General features: G+C 72.1%; 15 protein-coding genes. 2 read left to right on the forward strand and 13 right to left on the reverse strand.

The window, feature by feature from the left end; translation table 11 throughout:
- Positions 1 to 52: 52 nt before the first annotated feature.
- Positions 53 to 916: a hypothetical protein gene (locus AB0H93_RS03350; RefSeq protein ID WP_358566647.1), complete on the forward strand. Its 864-nt coding sequence runs from the start codon at positions 53 to 55 to the stop codon at positions 914 to 916.
- Positions 917 to 1,133: 217 nt separating this feature from the next.
- Here the strand turns inward: AB0H93_RS03350 and AB0H93_RS03355 are convergent, their stop codons facing one another.
- From AB0H93_RS03355 to AB0H93_RS03415, 13 genes are all read right to left on the reverse strand, one after another.
- On the reverse strand, positions 1,134 to 2,516 hold the full coding sequence (locus tag AB0H93_RS03355) for an MFS transporter (RefSeq protein WP_358566650.1): 1,383 nt from the start codon (positions 2,514 to 2,516) through the stop codon (positions 1,134 to 1,136).
- 136 nt (positions 2,517 to 2,652) lie between these two features.
- Complete coding sequence (locus AB0H93_RS03360; RefSeq protein ID WP_358566653.1) at positions 2,653 to 3,183, reverse strand: dienelactone hydrolase family protein; 531 nt, start codon at positions 3,181 to 3,183, stop codon at positions 2,653 to 2,655.
- A gap of 12 nt (positions 3,184 to 3,195) precedes the next feature.
- Entirely contained in the window at positions 3,196 to 4,830 is a 1,635-nt protein-coding gene (locus AB0H93_RS03365) for a thiamine pyrophosphate-binding protein (protein ID WP_358566656.1), read from the reverse strand.
- A gap of 67 nt (positions 4,831 to 4,897) precedes the next feature.
- A complete protein-coding gene (locus AB0H93_RS03370; protein WP_358566659.1) occupies positions 4,898 to 5,668 on the reverse strand; it encodes an SDR family oxidoreductase in 771 nt (256 codons plus the stop codon).
- Positions 5,669 to 5,678: 10 nt separating this feature from the next.
- Positions 5,679 to 6,428, reverse strand: coding sequence for a 3-oxoacyl-ACP reductase family protein (locus tag AB0H93_RS03375; protein ID WP_358566662.1), 750 nt, complete (start codon positions 6,426 to 6,428; stop codon positions 5,679 to 5,681).
- Entirely contained in the window at positions 6,425 to 7,222 is a 798-nt protein-coding gene (locus AB0H93_RS03380) for an alpha/beta fold hydrolase (RefSeq protein WP_358566665.1), read from the reverse strand. The genes AB0H93_RS03375 and AB0H93_RS03380 overlap by 4 nt, the downstream gene beginning before the upstream one ends.
- Positions 7,219 to 8,001, reverse strand: a complete 783-nt coding sequence (locus AB0H93_RS03385) for an aspartate dehydrogenase domain-containing protein (RefSeq protein ID WP_358566668.1) — start codon at positions 7,999 to 8,001, stop codon at positions 7,219 to 7,221. Before AB0H93_RS03385 ends, AB0H93_RS03380 begins: the two co-directional genes overlap by 4 nt.
- Positions 7,998 to 8,933, reverse strand: coding sequence for a VOC family protein (locus AB0H93_RS03390; protein WP_358566671.1), 936 nt, complete (start codon positions 8,931 to 8,933; stop codon positions 7,998 to 8,000). Before AB0H93_RS03390 ends, AB0H93_RS03385 begins: the two co-directional genes overlap by 4 nt.
- A gap of 100 nt (positions 8,934 to 9,033) precedes the next feature.
- A complete protein-coding gene (locus tag AB0H93_RS03395) occupies positions 9,034 to 10,044 on the reverse strand; it encodes an aromatic ring-hydroxylating dioxygenase subunit alpha (protein WP_358566673.1) in 1,011 nt (336 codons plus the stop codon).
- A gap of 2 nt (positions 10,045 to 10,046) precedes the next feature.
- Positions 10,047 to 10,271 (reverse strand): recombinase-like helix-turn-helix domain-containing protein, encoded by a 225-nt coding sequence (locus tag AB0H93_RS03400; protein ID WP_132485905.1) that lies wholly within the window; start codon positions 10,269 to 10,271, stop codon positions 10,047 to 10,049.
- Positions 10,272 to 10,421: 150 nt separating this feature from the next.
- Complete coding sequence (locus AB0H93_RS03405; RefSeq protein ID WP_358566677.1) at positions 10,422 to 10,664, reverse strand: hypothetical protein; 243 nt, start codon at positions 10,662 to 10,664, stop codon at positions 10,422 to 10,424.
- A gap of 12 nt (positions 10,665 to 10,676) precedes the next feature.
- On the reverse strand, positions 10,677 to 11,615 hold the full coding sequence (locus AB0H93_RS03410; RefSeq protein ID WP_358566680.1) for a PDR/VanB family oxidoreductase: 939 nt from the start codon (positions 11,613 to 11,615) through the stop codon (positions 10,677 to 10,679).
- Positions 11,616 to 11,691: 76 nt separating this feature from the next.
- On the reverse strand, positions 11,692 to 12,213 hold the full coding sequence (locus AB0H93_RS03415) for a cupin domain-containing protein (protein WP_358566683.1): 522 nt from the start codon (positions 12,211 to 12,213) through the stop codon (positions 11,692 to 11,694).
- Between the two features lie 222 nt (positions 12,214 to 12,435).
- On the opposite strand from AB0H93_RS03415, the gene AB0H93_RS03420 reads away from it, so the two are divergent.
- Complete coding sequence (locus AB0H93_RS03420; protein WP_358566686.1) at positions 12,436 to 13,914, forward strand: aldehyde dehydrogenase; 1,479 nt, start codon at positions 12,436 to 12,438, stop codon at positions 13,912 to 13,914.
- The last annotated feature ends 163 nt before the right edge of the window (positions 13,915 to 14,077 follow it).

The raw sequence follows: 14,077 nt of genomic DNA on the forward strand, positions 1-14,077 counted from the left end.
GATTGGGGCTGTTCACGGTTGGCCGGGAGGGGTGATCGGTAGGTTGTCCGGCATGCCCAGCGGTGATCTTCCAGTCGAGGTCCGTCGGAGTGCGGAGCTGTTCCTGACTGCCGTGGATGAGTTGGCGCCGGGCTTGGTCACCGGCTTCTACCTGGTCGGATCGGTGGCCTTGGGCGACTTTCACCCCTCCGGTGCCGGTCGCGGCCGGCTCAGCACGGCCAGCGACATCGACTTCGTTGCGGTGACCGACCGCCGTGTGGAGTCCGAGTCGCGGGAGATGGCGGCGTTGGCCGAGGCCCACGCCCGCACCGTGGCCTGCTTCCCCCGGCCGCACTTCGATGGCGCGGTGCTCACCTGGACCGACCTCGCGACCGGGCCGGACCACTGCCCCGAAGTTCCCTGCGCGCAGGAGAGCCGGTTCGCACCGGCCGGACGGTCCGGCATCAACCCGGTGACGTTCTGCGAGCTCGCCTGGCACGGGATTCCGGTGCGCGGGCCCCAGCCGACCGACGTGGACCTGTGGGCCGACCAGGATGCCTTGCGCGCGTTCACCGTCGACAACCTCCGCACCTACTGGCGGCCGTGGTGGCAGCGGATGCGGCAGCAACGCCCGCTGGCCGTCGTCGTCGGGCTCACTGCGTGGTTCCCGGTGTGGGCGGTTCTCGGTGTTAGCCGACTGCACCACGTGATCGCCCCCGGAACGATGACCTCCAAAACCGGTGCCGGTCGGTACGCCCAGAAGGCGTTCGAGCCGCGCTGGCAGCGCATCATCGCCGAGAGCCTGAGCCTGCGCACCGGCGGCGCCGAGGGTCGTCGGAGCTATCGCAACCCGCTGGCCCGTCGCCGCGACACCCTGGCCTTCCTGGACACCGCGATCGAGACCGCACTCGCGCTGCCTGCCGGAAGCCCCGAATAGCGCCACTGATCGTTCGCGGTCGTTTCCGGTCGCCTTCGAGGGCGACGCGTTCGTCGTCGGTGCGGGTGCGGCGTTCGGGCATCTGACCGACGCCGTCTTCGGCTTCGAGCGCACTGCGCCCCGTGCGAACGGCCCTGCCGCGCGAACGCGGCAGGGCCGTTCGTGAACTACCCGCCGGGCCGGTCTTGGAACGACCTGCCACCACCCGTCGGCATCGTCACGGCGAAAGCTCTTCGAGCGTGCGCCCCTTGGTCTCCTCGGCGAACACCGCGGTGACGAGCGTGCCGACGAGGGTGATGCCGCCGATCATCAGGAACACCGTCGACAGACCCGTACCACCCGCGTAGACCAGGGCGACCAGGATCGGGCCGGTGATGATGCCCAGCCGGTTGAGGACGCCGCCCAGGCTGCAACCGAGCGCCCGGCTGCGGGTCGGGTAGAGCTCCGGTGTGTAGAGGTAGAGGCTGATGTTGGCCGCGAAGCTGAACATCGCCGCGAACGCGGAGAACACCGCCAGCTGCCCTGCGGAGCTCGCGCCGAGCACCGCAAGCACGCCCATCGCCACCGTGGTGCCGCCGAGCCCGATGCTCAGCACCATCCGCCGGCCGAGCCGGTCGATGGTCAGCGCCGCCAGCACGCAGCCGGCCAGCCCGGCCACCGACGCCAGGGTGCTGTACCAGAGCGAGACGTCGGTCGGCAGGCCGAACACCTGCTTGTAGAGCGTCGGCAGCCACGAGGTGAGCCCGTAGTTGGCCAGGTAGCCGACGAACCAGATCGTCCAGACCACCAGGGTTCGGCGCCGGTAGCGGCCGGTGAACAGGTCGCGCAGCGCGCCGGTGCGCGCGGATTCCGCGCCGGCGACTGCCGGAACCGGTGCGGGCGGCGGCAGGTCCCGGCCGGTGGAGCGGCGGACGTTCTCCTCGATCCGCGCCATCACCTCCTGCGCCTCGGCGGACCTGCCGCGGGCGGCCAGCCAACGCGGCGACTCGGGCACCCTGCGCTGCAGGAAGAACGCGGCGACGCCGGGGATCGCGGCGATCAGGAACAGCGTGCGCCAGCCCCAGTTCGGCACGATCCACGCCGACGCCAGCGCGCCGACGGTCAGCCCGGCCGGGAAGACCACCTCGTACATCAGCACGAACCGGCCGCGCCTCTTGGCCCGGCTGAGCTCGGCGATGTAGGACGCCGCGGTGGGCACCTCGCCGCCGATGGCGAGCCCCTGGATGAACCGCAGGACCAGGAACGGCAGCAGCGCCGGGCTCAGCGCCATGCCCAGGTTGCCGAGCGCGGTGATCACCAGGCACAGCGTGATCACCCGGACCCGGCCGATGCGGTCGGCGAGCCAGCCGGAGGCCAGCGCCCCGAGCAGCATGCCGATCGAGCCGATGGTCAGGGTCGCGGTGGCGCCTGCCGTGGACAGGCCCCACTCGCGGGAGATCTCGGGCAGCGAGAAGGCGATGAGCAGTTGGTCGAACGCTTCGAAGAACGTGACGACGCCGATGATCAGCCGCACGCTGACGTGCCAGCGCGACATCGGCAGCCGCTCCAGGCGGGCGGCGACGTCCTGCTGGACGGTGTGGTCGGGGGCCGTGATGCTCATGCGTCCCTCCTTCGTTGGGACACGCATGCCACGAGGGCGTGGCATGGAACGGTAGTTGCCGGGAGGTTCGGCGAGCGCGGTGGACTCGCGTTTCGCGCCTCCCCGGGTCGGGAGGCGACCGGTGGGGCCGATGGGGTCAGGGCAGCCGGGCGTCGAGGAGCCGGATCGCCCGGGCGGGGTCGGCGGCCGGGGACTCGTCGAGCGGATCGCACTCGACCGCCGCGGCCAGGTCGTGTTCGGCGGCGGCCCGGGTCGCGAGCGGGCCGGTCTCCCCCACCCCGAGCGCGCCGGTCGCGCGGGCGGGGATGCCGAGCCGGGAGGCCAGGTGGTCGAGGGCCCCGGCGATGTCCGCGGCGAGGTCGTCGGCCGCCAGCAGCGACATCGCGGCCCGCGCGGTTTCCTCGTTCTCCGGGCGGAATTCCTTGCCGCCGGTCTCGTAGTAGAGGTAGGGGGCGACCGCGACGTGCCCGCTCCGGGCCAGCGCCCGGCAGCAGTGCTCGATCGGTTCGGTCAGCCCGTAGGCGTCGTGCAGCACGACCACGGCCGTGCGCAGGCGCGTTCGCGGGAACCGCACGAACAGCGGTGCTGCGGTGCGCAGCACCCGGCGGCCCCGGTTGGCGGGCCCATGCGCGTGGTGGTGGTCGTGGTGGGCCGGTTCGGCAGGCATCTCGGATCCTGTTCAGCTGGGCACGTGGACCGGAGGAACGAACGGCGACGGCGTCGGTTCGAGCGCGGTGACGTCGACCTCGAGCAGGAACGGGCGGTGCTCCGCCACCGCCTTGGCGAACGCCTCGGCGAACGATTCCGCCCTGTTGACCAGCGCGTACGGCAGGTCCAGCGCGTCGGCCAGGCCCCCGAAGTTCGGCGTGAACAGGTCGACGCCGGAGCGCCGGCCCGCGTGCTTGTCCTGCATGTTGCGCAGCACGCCGTAGCCGCCGTCGTTGAACACCACCAGCACCAGCCACGGCCGCTCCTGGGCCAGCGTGGCGAGCTCGCCGAGGTGCACCGCGAGGCCGCCGTCCCCGGCGAACACCACGGTCGGAGCCTCCGGCGCGCCGATCGCCGCGCCGATGCCGGTGGCCAAGCCCTGCCCGATGCCGCCGCCGACCGGGAAGACGTTGGTGTTCGGCCGGTAGATCGCCAGCAGCCTGTTGCCCCACTGGCTGGACGGGATCGTCACGTCCCGCGCGATCACCGACTCGGCCGGCAGCGCCTGCCGCATCGCATCGCAGATCAGCGCGTACTTGCCGATCGCCGCGCGCAGGTGCGCGCGCACCCGCGCGCGGGTGCCGGTGACCTTCTCGCGCCAGCCGGGCCCGGCGCCGGCCGCACCGGTCAGCTCGGTGAGCAGCTGCGGGAGCACCTGCTCCGCGGCGCCGGTCACACCGACCTCGGCCGGGTGGACGCGGCCGATCGCCGCCGGGTCGACGTCGATCTGCACGTGGTTGCGGGGCAGTTCCAGCGCGTAGTGCCTGGTTTCGTTGGAGCGGAAGTGCGTTCCGATGGAGATCAGCAGGTCGGCCTCGGCGAGCAGCGGCCCGGCCTCGGGGTTGGCGGCGAAGTTGCCGATCACCAGCTCGTGGTCCTCCGGCACGCTGCCGCGGCCGGAGTTGCTGGTCAGCACTCCCGCCCCGAGCAGCTCCGCCAGCTCGCGAACGCGCTCGCCGGCGCCGGTGCCACCGCCGCCGACCCACAGGATCGGCCGCTCGGCGCTCCGGATGATCTCGGCGGCGCGGCGCACCGCCCCCGGATCGACCGGCGGCGCGGCCTCGCCCTGCTCGGCAGGAGCGGCCCGGAACCGCTGCTCGGCGTACTGGAGGTCGATCGGCCATTCCACGCTAGACGGTCCACAAGGGAGCGACAAGGCACTGCGAACCGCTTGGCGGAGAACGGATTCCGCTGCGTCGGACGAGGTCACCGTGGCGGCATGCTTGGACACGGCGGCGAGCATCGCGGCCTGGTCCTTGGTCTCGTGGATGACGCCGCGGCCCTGCCCGAGGAACGGCGAGTCGATCTGGCCGGTCACGTGCAGCACCCGGCTGCCAGCGGTCAGCGCCTCGACCATCGCGCCGGCCGCGTTGCCCGCGCCGGTGCCGGTGCTGGTGATCGCCACCCCGAGGCCGCCGGTCGCCCGGGCGTAGCCGTCGGCGGCGTTGACCGCCGCCGCTTCGTGGCGCACCGGGACGAACCGCAGTTCCCGGCTCACCGCCTCCACCAGGGGCAGGTTGTGCACGCTGACCACGCCGAAGGCGGTGTCGACGCCGTTGTCGCGCATGACCTGGACGAGCAGATCGCCGCCGTTGGTACTGGGCATGACAGTCCTTTCTCTCGTGAGTGCGAAAGCCGGTTCTTGCCGGTCTTCGCACTCACGACCGGAGGGCTCAGAGGTAGCGGGCGATGCCGCCGCCGACGTCGACGGCGGAGCCGGTGATGTAGGAGGCGCGCGGGGAGAGCAGCGACGCGATCGGGAAGGCGACCTCGTCGGCGGTGCCCAGCCGCCCCAGCGGGATGCCGCGGTCGGCGGCCAGTTCCGCGCTCCACGCGGCGAAGTCCGATGCGGAGCCGGACTGCTCGTAGCGACGGCGCCACTGCCCCGTGTCGATCAGGCCGAGGCACACCGAGTTGACCCGGATCCCGTCGGCGGCGAGCTCACCGGCGAGCGTCTTGGTGAGGTTGAGCAGCGCGGCCCGCGCCGCCGAGGTGGCCGCCAGGCGCGCTTCCGGCTGCCGCGCCAGGATCGCGTTGATGTTGACCACCGATGCGGCGTCGGAAGCGCGCAGCCACGGCTGCGCGGCCCGGATCACGTGCAGGACGCTGAAGATCTTCAGCTCCAGCTCGTCGCGCCACTGCCGGTCGGCGGTTTCGGACAGCCGCGCCATCAGGGAACGCCCGGCGTTGTTGACCACGCCGTCGATCCCGCCGAAAACCTCGGCAGCCCGCGCGACGAACTCCTGCACGGCCGCTTCGTCCAGGACGTCGCAGGCACCGATGTGCACCGGCAGCCCGTCCAGCGCGGCCTTCAGCCGGTCGGCGTCGCGTGCGCAAGCGGCGACGTTGGCCCCCTCGGCGAGCAGCATCTTGGTGGTGGCCAGGCCGACGCCAGAACTCGCGCCGGTCACCACCACGGTGCGGCCGGTCAACCCAAGATCCATCGTTTCCTCCTCATCGGCAGACGAAGCCGCCGTCTACGAGCAGCGTCTGGCCGGTGATGTACGCGGCCGCGTCGGACAGCAGGAACCGCACCGCGCCCACGAGGTCCTCGGGTTGCTGCGGCCGGGCGAGCGCGCGGTTGATCCGGTACAGCTCGTGCCGTTCGGCCGGAACGGCCTGGGTGGCCTCGCATTCGGTGATGCCCGGGGCGACGGCGTTCACGGTGATCCCGTCGGGCCCGGCGTCGCGGGCCATCGCGCGCGTCATGGCCACGATCGCGCCCTTGGAGGCCACGTAGTGCATCAGCCGGGGCGGGCCGTAGAACGCGACGTCCGAGGCGATGTTGAGGATCCGGCCGTCTCCCCTGGCCCGCAGCTGCGGGTAGAGCGCCTTCGAAACCAGCCAGGTGCCGCGCAGGTTGACCGACATGATCCGGTCGAACTCGTCGGGCTCGATGTCGTAGAAGTACTTCCCGCCGACGCCGTCGGCCAGCGCCGCGTTGTTGACCACCCCGTAGGCGCCGCCGAGCGCGGCGACCTGGTCGGCGAGCCGCTGCACCGAGTCGGGAGCGGACACGTCGGTGTCCACGCGGTGCACCGGAACGCCGTGCGCGGCGAGTTCGGCGACCGCTGCGGCGGCGAAGCCGGGGTTCCGCTCGGCGATCACGAGGTGCGCCCCGGCGGCGGCGAGGTCGTGGGCGATCGCGAGCCCCAGGCCGCGGCCGGCGCCGGTGACCACGACCAGTCGTCCGGTGAGCGTCACAGCACTCCTCCCCTGGTGTCGAGTTCGGCCAGGAACGCCCGCACCGCCGCGTTGAACTCGGCGGGGCGCTCCTGGTTGGCGGCGTGCCCGGCGCCGGGGATCTCCACGAGCCGGGCGTGGGGGATCTCCTCGGCCAGCACCCGGCTTTCGGCCACGCCGGTCACGGCGTCCTCAGCGCCGACGACCACCAGCGTCGGCGTGGTGATCACCGCCAGCTGCGCGGAGTGGTCGGTCGCCGCCATCACCCGGGCGGCGTTGCGGTAGCCGCGCGGCCGGACCCGCGACATCAGCGCGACGACCCGCTCCCGCACCGCCGGGTCCGCACCGGGCGCCACCAGGCGCGGTCCGCGGGCCGCCGCGAACGCGTCCGCGCCGTGGCTGGTGAGCTCCCGGACCCGCGCTGCCATCGCCTTCCGGCCGTCGGCCGTCCGGCCCGAGCCGCGTGAGGAGTCGGCGAGGATCAGCGACCGCAGCACCTCCGGTGCCTTGATCGCCACCCGCGTCGCGATCACCCCGCCCCAGGAAACCCCGAGCAGGTGCGCCGGCTCGGCGTCCAGTCCGCGCAGCGCCGACACGACCGCGTCGGCGTACGCGTCCAGGTCCGGCTCGCCGGGCAGGTCCGCCGAGCCGCCGTAGCCGGGCGCGTCCCAGGCGATGACCCGGTGATCGCCGGCCAGCCCGGACAGCTGCGCGTCGAACGCATCGGCCGCGCCGCCGATGCCGTGCAGCAGCACCAGCGGCGTGCCGCTGCCCGCCACCACGAAGTCCACATCGGACACCTTCGTCCGGATCATACGAACGCTCCGGTCGGCGCGGCGAGCCGGCCCACGGCGGCCAGCACCGCGTGCGGAACCACGCCGCTGGTGGCCGGGTTCGCCGGGGACGGGTGGTTGCGGACCTCGAAGCGGTAGTCGCCCGCGCGGCCTTCGGCGGTGATCACGTGGCTGGTCAGCGGAGCCTTCGGGTCGGCGACGACGGCGGCCTCCACCAGATCCCAGTCCCCCACCGCCAGCGCGACCGACGCCGCGACGTTGGCCGAGGCCGGGAAGGCGGCGGTGACCGCGCGGGCCGGTGCGCGCATCAGCTCGACCGGCTCGACTGCGGTGCGCAGCCGCTGCACAGCGGGCTCGTCCATCCACTTCTGGATCAGCGTGGGCGCCTTCTTGGTCGTCACGATGCGCACCGCCGACAGCCCGCCCATCCGGGCGGCCGCCGCGAGCACGTCCAGGCCGCCGATCGCGCCGCTGCACAGGTGCAGCCGGCCGGGTCCGGTGTCGCGCAGCTTCGCCAACAGCGCGTCATCGGCCAGCGCGCCGATGGACACCGCCAGCAGGTCCGTGCCGGCGGCCACGATGGACGGCCCGAGCTCGGCGAGCGCGCGCTGGCCCGCGCACTCGACGATCAGGTCCGCCTGCTCGATGGCGGCTTCGACGTCCAGCACCGGCAGTCCCGGCGGGTCGGTGCGCTCGGCGTGCACGACGCCGACCAGATCTGCGCCCGGGACCTCGCCGTCCCGCACCGCGCGCGCCACGACGCCGCCGATCGCGCCGCAGCCGAGGATCGCCACCTTCATGCCCGCACCAGCTCCCGGTAACCGGCGTCGGGCTTGCCCGCCATGTGCGCACGCGCGTCCTTGGACGGCGGGCCCGCGGTGCCCCACTGGTCGGAGAGCTCGGCGGTGCGCCGCCACACCCGGCACAGCCAGGCGTCCTCCTCGACCTGCGCGACGTCCGAGGTGTACTCGCAGACCAGCCCGGCCGGATCGGCGAAGTAGGAGAAGGTGTTGGATCCCGGGCCGTGCCGCCCCGGGCCCCACAGCGGGGTGATCCCGTTGTGCTTCAGCCGTCCGATGCCGCGCATGAAGTGGTCCATCGACGGCATCTCGTAGGCCACGTGGTTGACCGAGGTCCACTGCGCCTGGTTGAACGCGATCACGTGGTGGTCGGAATTGCACCGCAGGAACGCCATCTGGTGCTCCGACCAGTCCGAGATCCGCATCCCCAGCACGCGCGTGTAGAACTCGCAGGCGGCGTCGATGTCGACGGTGTTGAGCACGACGTGCGCCACCTTGCGCGGCACCGCGGGCAGGCCGTCGGGATCCTTCGCGACGACGGCTTCCACGTTGCAGGACAGCTCGATCAGCCGGCCTTCGGGATCGACGAACCGCAGCCCGTAGCCGCCGCCGATCTGGTCCAGCGGGCCCGGTTCGGCGAGCATCGGGACGCCGAACGCGGCCAGCCGCCGGCCGGCCTCGTCGATCTCGGCGGGCGTCCCGACCGCGAACGAGATCTTGCCCAGCCCGTTCTGCTCGGCCTGCCGCAGCTCGACGATGTGGTGTTCCGAGCCGGTTCCGCGCAGCCACGCGGCGTCCCGGTCGGTCTCCACCGGGGTCAGGCCCCAGACCTCGTGGTAGAACTCGGCGGCCTCGGCGAACCGCTCGGTGCGCAGGCCGACGGACCGCAGCGACCGGAGCCGCACCACCGGCTCGGCGTCGGGGAATCGCATCGTGTGCACTCCAATCAGAGACTTTCTTCGAAGCGCCGGAGGCGCTTGGCCCGCCCTCGCAACTTGCACCGCCATGCAGAAGGGGTTCGGAGACGAACGATCAGCGGGCGGCGGCTTGGCGCTTGGCTTCTGCGCGCAGCATCCGGCGCAGCCGGACGAGGGCGATGTCGTGCTGGTAGAGGTTCTCCCGCGCCCAGGCGTCCTCGGGCATCGCCTCGGCCATGACGCGGTCCTGCTCCAGCACCTGCCAATGCCGCGCCTCGATCCGGTTCTTGTACAGGAACCGCCAGCTGTCCCGCTGCCAGCCGCTGACCTTGCGGCAGCGCCAGAAGAACCCGGCGTGCTGGCGTTCGTTGATCGCCGTCACGCAGGCGACGATGGTGAACGGCCCGCCCGGCCCGGCGGTGTCCGGGTACGGGATGTCCAGCGTGACCGACTGCAGCCCGCCGGTGTCGAGCCACTCCGACCAGTCGAAGTTGACGCCGCGCTGGTCGGTCTTCTCGAACACGAAACCGGTGTCGGTGTCCCGGATCTGGAACGCCGCCTCCCGCTTCCCGGTGTACATGGTGTGGCTGTTGCGGTGCAGGAACGCGCCGTGCATCGGGTCGAGCAGGTTGTCCAGCGAGAGCAGGTAGGAGGCGTCCCACTCGACGTAGCAGAGGAAGTTGTCCCACTCGCCGCCGGCGATCGGCGCGGGCACCTGCAGCGGAGTCGGCTCGGCGGCCTCGTCCGCGCCGAACCAGGCGAAGATCGCCCCAGCGTGCTCCTGCGCCGGGAAGGTGCGCAGCGCCTTGCGTCCTTCCAGCGCGCAACCCGGGCTGCCCGGCACCGAAGCCACGACACCGTCGCCGTCGAGCTGAACACCGTGGTAGTTGCAGGCGATCCGGTCGCCCATGTGCACGCCCAGCGACAGCCGCGCGGAGCGGTGCGGACACCGGTCCTCCTGCACGTGCACGACGCCGGAACTGTCGCGCCACAGCAGCAATTCCTCGCCCGCGCGCTCCAGCCGGGTCAGTTCGCCCGCCCGCACCTGGCTCGACGGGCACAGCGGGTACCAGCGGTCCCGCAGGCCGAGCAGCAGGAGATCTTCCTCGTTCTGCAGCCTGGTCATCGTCAGATCTCCTTCGCGCCGAGGCGGGCGAGCTCGGCGACGAACGCCTGCTCGGTCCAGTCGGAGCCGTCGGCCGGGCGGACGCCGGTCTCGTTGAGCGCGGCCACGACGCCGGGCAGGTCGTGCACGCCCCGGCCGTAGATCGCCTCCAGTTCGTCGGCGAAGGCATCCGCATAGCTCGTGGTGGGCCCGAGCCGGGTCTGCACCGGCTCCAAGGTCAGCGACATGTCGGTTCTCCTCCAGTGTTTCCAACGGGACACCGGCACCCGGATCTTTGAGGGGTCGTTTCGGAATGCGTCGCGGGAGTCCGGACTGCGGCGGGAACTCCCGCAGAGGGCCACCCGCACCGCCAAGCAGGCCCGTTGAAGGGATCTCCGCTAGTGCAGTGCCGCCCGGCCGAGGTCGGTCAGGGCCGCGGTCACGCGCCCGCCGCTCGCGCCGGGCGGGGCCGCGCGCAGCAGGCCGGTCTGCACCAGCTCCCGGGCGCTGCCCTGGTCGCAGCACGGCAACCCGTCGACGTACAGGTCGGGTTCGCAGCTGCACGTGATCTCGGCCCGGCCACGGGCGACGGCCCGCAGCATGGCCAGCTGCCGGTGGTTGAGCACTGCGATGACGGTCATGGTCCTACTCGTTCACAAGTCCAGTACCAGCTCGGCCGAACGGCAGCGGGACACGCAGATCATCATCGTTTCCCCGGCATCCCGTTCCGCCTGGCTCAGCACGAAGTCGCGGTGCTCCGGCTCGCCGCCGAGCACCTTGGTCTCGCAGGTGCCGCACACGCCTTCCTGGCAGGAGCTCGGCACCGGCACCCCGGCGTCGGACAGCGCGTCGAGCACCGAGACGTCCGGGCCGACGAAAACCCGCGTGCCGGACGCCTTGCAGGCCACCTCGAAGCCTCCGTCCGAAGTGGACGTCGGCACCTCCGGCGCCCGGAACCGCTCGACGCGCAGCACCGACGGATCGGGCAACGCCGCTTCCACCGCGCCGATCAGCGGTTCGGGGCCGCAGCAGTACACCAGCGCGCCGGGCGGCAGGTCGGCGAGCTCGGCACCGAGGTCCGGCGGCCCGCCGTGCTCGTCGTCGGCGTGGACGCGGACCCGGTCACCACCGATCTCCTGCAGCTGCGGCAGGAAGGCCATGCTCTCGCGGGACCGTCCGCAGTAGAGCATCCGCCAGTCGGCGCCGCGGTCGGCGAGTTCGCCGGCCATGGCCCGCATCGGCGTCACGCCGATGCCGCCCGCGATGAGGAGATGGCGCTCGGCGGGTTCCAGCGGGAAGTTGTTGCGCGGCCCGTCGACCGTCAGCAGGGTGCCCGCGGTCAACCGCTCGTGCACCCAGCTGCTGCCGCCGCGCGAGTCCGGCTCGCGCAGCACCGCGACCGTCCAGCTGCGCCGGTCGGCCGGGTCGCCGCACAGCGAGTACTCCCGCGTCATCCCGTTGGCCAACCGCAGTGCCAGGTGCGCTCCCGGTTCCCACGCCGGGAGGTCGGCCCCGGCCGGATCGCGGAATTCCACCTGCACCACACCGGATGCCAGCCACGTCGTGCTGTGCACCCGAACCTCGTGCGCCATGCTCCTCACCCCGGGCCTTCCTCGACTGACGTCTGTTCTCCAATGCGGCGCGGGGCCGCTCGCGGTGTGGACCGGTTCAGTCGCGGGTGACGCCGTGCACCGGCGAGGTGGCCGGGTAGGTCGGCAGCTGCGGCTTCTGGGCGCCGATGACGACGCAGAACAGCGCGTCGGTGTCACCGATGGCCTTCAGGCTGCGCGGCACCCCGGCGGGCACCCGGATCAGGTCGCGGTAGCCGAGCACGCGGGTCGCGGTCTTGGTGCCGTCCTCGACGTCGTGGACGCTGACCTCGAGCTGCCCCTCCAGCACGAAGAACACTTCCTCCACGTCGTGGTGGGTGTGCTCCGGGCCGATCGCGCCCAGCGGCAGGCGCATGTTGGAGAAGGTGAAGTGCTCCGACGGCAGCGTGCGGCCGTCGCCCTCGTGGTTGCCGGTGGCGCCGGAACCGATGTAGCGGATCTGCGCGCGGCGGAACTCGTCGCCGGCCTTGGCCTGGAACGCGAGGGTGTCCCAGTCCTCGTGCCGGCTCTCCCGCGAGGCGATGCAGGAGTCGATCAGGTCTTCCAGGCCGGTGTTGGTCTTGGCGTCTGCAGCGGTCATCGGGCGACCTCCAGAATCTCTTAGCAGTAAGCGAGCGAGTGGTGAGCAGTATGAACACGACGCTGTGACGGCCGCAACCCCCGGCGCAAAACTTCTTTCCAGATCATCTCGTTTTCGCAGCTAGATGCCGGTCGATCGCACGCGTCCGCGCCGCACCTTGTTGCCACATTCATCTTAGTTCTAAGCTAATCAACCAACATCGCTCAGACCTGGAGGTGCAGCATGACGAGTCCCGGGGTGCCGGACGAGATCCACGTCGCGGGCCGCTGGCGGCCCGGCCGCGGCAACCCGCTGGAGTGCGTCGACCCGGCCACCGGCGAGGTCATCGCGAAGATCACCGCCGCCGCACCGGAGGACGTCGACGAAGCCGCCCGCGCCGGGGCCGCCGCCGCGGCGGACCCGGCCTGGCGGGACCTGCTCCCGCACGAACGCGCCCGGCTGCTCACCCGGGTCGGCGACCTGATCGAGCAGCACGCCGGCGAACTCGCCCTCCTGCAGACCCGCAACACCGGCAAGGCGCTGGCCGAGACGCGCGCGCTGGTGGGCAGCGCCGCAGGCACTTTCCGGTTCTACGCCGCCGCTTTGGAGACCACCGAGACCCCGCTGACCCCGCAGCGCGGCCCCTACCTGACGATGAGCGTGCCGGAGCCGATCGGCGTGGTCGGCGCGATCACGCCGTGGAACTCCCCCATCGCGAGCGATGCGCAGAAGGTCGCGCCGGCGCTGGCCGCGGGCAACGCCGTGCTGCTCAAGCCCGCCGAAGCCACCCCGCTGGTGTCGCTGGCGCTCGCCCGGCTGGTGGTCGAGGCCGGGGTGCCCCCGGCACTGCTCTCGGTGCTGCCCGGCAAGGGGTCGGTGGTCGGCGACGCGATCGTCCGGCACCCGGCGGTGGGCAAGGTCTCCTTCACCGGCGGCACCGACACCGGCCGCGCCATCGGCCAACTCGCCGCGGCCAAGTTCATGCCGCTGACCAGCGAACTCGGCGGCAAGTCGCCGACGATCGTGTTCGACGACGCCGACCTGGACCAGGCCGTGGCCGGGGTCCTGTACGGGATCTTCTCCTCCACCGGGCAGAGCTGCATCGCCGGATCCCGGATCTTCGTGCCGGAGCGGATCTACGCCGAGTTCGTCGAGCGCCTGGTCGCCGGGGCGCGGCGGCTGCGGGTCGGCCCCGGCACCGACCCGGCCAGCCAGGTCGGGCCGCTGGCCACCTTCGCGCACCGCGACCGGGTGGCCGCGCTGGTCGACCGCGCTCGTGAGGAAGGCGCCAACGTGCTCTGCGGCGGCGGGATCCCCGACGATCCGGAGCTGGCGCGCGGCGCGTACTACCTGCCGACGCTGCTGGACGGGCTGCCCGACGACGCGCGCACGTGCCAGGAGGAGATCTTCGGCCCGGTCGGCGTCGTGCTGCCCTTCCGCGACGAGGACGACCTGATCGCCCGGGCGAACGACACGGTCTTCGGCCTGGCCTGCGGGATCTGGACCCGGGACTACCGGCGGGCCTGGCGGGTGGCCCGGCGCATCGACGCGGGCACCGTGTGGATCAACACCTACAAGCAGTTCAGCATCGCCACCCCGTTCAGCGGGATGAAGGCCAGCGGCGTGGGCACGGACAAGGGCCGCGACGCGATCTTGCGGTACACCCGGCAGAAGAGCCTCTACTGGGGCCTCGACGAAGCCCCGCTCCCCTGGGCCACCTGACCCGCCACCCACCGGAGGTCGACAGTTTCAATTGAAACTGCGGAGACCTCGGGCTCCGGAGGGTTCAGAGGTCGACAGTTTCAATTGAAACTGCGGAGACCTCGGGCTCCGGAGGGTTCAGAGGTCGACAGTTTCAATTGAAACTGCGGAGACCTCGGGCTCC

It is taken from the genome of Saccharopolyspora sp. NPDC050642, from assembly GCF_040654735.1.
GTDB classification, from domain to species: Bacteria; Actinomycetota; Actinomycetes; order Mycobacteriales; family Pseudonocardiaceae; genus Saccharopolyspora; species Saccharopolyspora elongata.